The following is a 2,437-nucleotide window of genomic DNA, read 5'->3' as shown; positions in this document are numbered from 1 at the left end:
GGCGTTAGCGAAGCTGTTATGGGAATTTAGTTAGCGCTGGCTGAATTGCAGCGCGCCCAGCATGCGCTGCACGGGCTGGGTTTCAGGCAGGACGTACACCACGCCATGGCTTTTCCCCAGCACGGGATTCACGACGGCTTCGTAAAAATTGACGGGCACTACGACACACCCCAGCGAGATGCGGTTGTCGTCAGGTGTTTCAGAAGCCAGCCGCTCTGCGCGGCGTTCTGCCGGAGCTGCAGGACGAAGGCGGTGGATTGCCAGCTTGGCCGTGTAGTCGATCCACACAATAGCCTCGCCGTGAAGATTGTGGCCGGGCTCCGAAACGTAACGGCCCGCCGGCGTGGTGCGTTCGTCTGCGCGCAGGCTGGCGACGTTGCGCTGCTCCATGCCCGGTACCGTGTGGTCGCCGGGTGTCAGGCCGGTCAATGCCGGCGATGCGCCGCGCAATTGCCCCGTGGCGTCAAACACAAAAATGCGCCCGCCCTTTTTATCAACCACCACAAATGGCAGGCCCTGGTTATCGCGTGCGTTCATGATCCAGCGCAGGGCGTAGCGTGCATCGGCCGATGCCGCCACCAGTGTCATGTCAGCGGAATTGCCGGCACCCGGCACCGGCATCACGGCATCGGGGCTGCGCACCGGTTGCAGGTCTGTGGGAGTGGCGGACACCCATGCGGGAATCGCAGCGAGAAAGGCAATGGCCGCCGTGCAGACGGTTTTTGCGCGCAGTGCCTTTCCTTTGAACAACATCCTGATCCCGTGGGTTGAATTCATTGCCTTGTGCGGAGCACATGAAAAAGCCGGCCTCGAACCTTTTGGGTAGGAGCCCGGCTGTGGTTGCACCATGTTAGCGATGCAAGAAAATGTTCACAACGGAAAAACCCTGAAATCCTCCGGATTTTTGCTATGCTTTTAATAGCAACAAATCGTTTACTGCATTGCCATGCATGCTTTTTTTGCAGCCAAATTTAGCTACTCAGGAATTTGGTAACAGCGACCACATGTGGGCATTTTCCGCATTGAAGATGCGAGCGCGCAACAATACGTCAGGGGTTGTTACAACTCGCTCTTCGCGCGAGGTGATCGAAAGAGCGAGCAGGCGGTGTCAGGCGGCGGGGCGAAGCCCCTGTTTTGCGGCAAGCGCATGGGCGGCAGGAAAAACCTCAGCCAGTGGTTTGATTTCCGGCAAAACGTAAATCACGCCATAGCTCGCATTGAACGCGGGCTTGAGTACATCTTCGAAAAATGCCACCGGCATGTTGATGCACCCGTAGGAAATACGGTTGTCCTCGGTACCGGGAGACGCAAGCCTTTCCAGCCGGCGCTCTTTGGGCTCCAGTGTTCGCACGCGGTGCATGGAAACAGYCGCCTCGTAATCCACCCAGACAACATCTTCGCCCAAGGTGTTGCGGCCAGGCTCCCCCATAAACCGGCCCGCCGGTGTGGTGCGTTCGTGGGGCTGCACCTGCGCAATGGGCCGCCCGCCGATACCGGTCACGGAATCATCGCCGACCGCCGCACCGATCAGCACGGGCGTGGCGCTGCGCAACTTGCCGGAGGGTTCGAAAACAAAAACCTTGGTATTTATCTTGTCGAGGATGACAAAGAAAAGCCTGCGGTTGTCCCCGGAAGCAACCACCCAATTGGCGACCTGCCGCGCCTCATCCGACGCGGGCTCTTCACCAAAATCGGCGAAGCGCAAAGACGGCGCCAACTGCAAGGCGCTGGAAGGGACGGGGTTCAGGGCCGGAGAGGAAACCGGACGGGCATGAAAAAGCGGCAATGTGAGGACAAGCAGTGCGGAGCCCAGCAAGATGCCTTGCTTGATGCCGTCAAGAACGTCTGCGCGGCTGGTGCCGGGCTCATCGCCGGCCGGGGGCCTTCCGCCAGTTGAAGGGGAAGACCCGCGCGCGGGCGACACAAACATGTCCATGAAAATACGACGCATGGCCTGCGCTAAAACAATGACGATCCGGCAGCCATGTGAAAACGCTCCGGAAGCCGCGCCTTAAAAGACACGGCAAGCCGGAGCGGCGTCACACCAAGGCGCATGACGGTCTGGGTTTAGTTGCGGTCAGCTTGTGCTGGGCGCTCGGTCTGGAAGCCAGCCGTGTTGCTTTCAGTCGTGGTGGCAGGTGCCGCACTGCTAGGGGTGGTGGTGTCCTGATTTTGCATGGTCTGGCCGGACGATTCTGCAGGCGCAGCCGGTGCCGTCGGGGTTTCGGTCTGGGCGTATGCCAGGCCAATGGTGCTCACAACAGCGGCGGCGGCTACGGCAGAGGCCAGGGATTTGGAAAACTTCATGTCTTGCTCCTTAAGTCATGCCCATCACAGGCAATCAGGGTTGGTAAATGGCTGGCCGTATTGCCAGCTAATTCCAATTTACGAGGGGAGAGTGGGACGCGGCGTCGGTCCGGTACGGCCTGTCATGTAG

3 protein-coding genes are annotated in these 2,437 nt (G+C 59.6%); all 3 read right to left on the bottom strand.

What is annotated here, in order from left to right; genetic code table 11:
• Positions 1-30: 30 nt before the first annotated feature.
• Positions 31-753: a hypothetical protein gene (locus AC1D1X_RS20905; RefSeq protein ID WP_477668202.1), complete on the bottom strand. Its 723-nt coding sequence runs from the start codon at positions 751-753 to the stop codon at positions 31-33.
• A 355-nt stretch (positions 754-1,108) separates the two neighbouring features.
• A complete protein-coding gene (locus AC1D1X_RS20900; protein WP_477699065.1) occupies positions 1,109-1,951 on the bottom strand; it encodes a hypothetical protein in 843 nt (280 codons plus the stop codon).
• Positions 1,952-2,067: 116 nt separating this feature from the next.
• Positions 2,068-2,307: a hypothetical protein gene (locus AC1D1X_RS20895; RefSeq protein ID WP_457282139.1), complete on the bottom strand. Its 240-nt coding sequence runs from the start codon at positions 2,305-2,307 to the stop codon at positions 2,068-2,070.
• Positions 2,308-2,437 lie beyond the last annotated feature (130 nt).

Source organism: Polaromonas sp. P1_G4 (assembly GCF_056405475.1).
The sequence above is the reverse complement of the archived record's forward strand: the minus strand, read 5'-3'. Positions and strand labels throughout refer to the sequence as shown.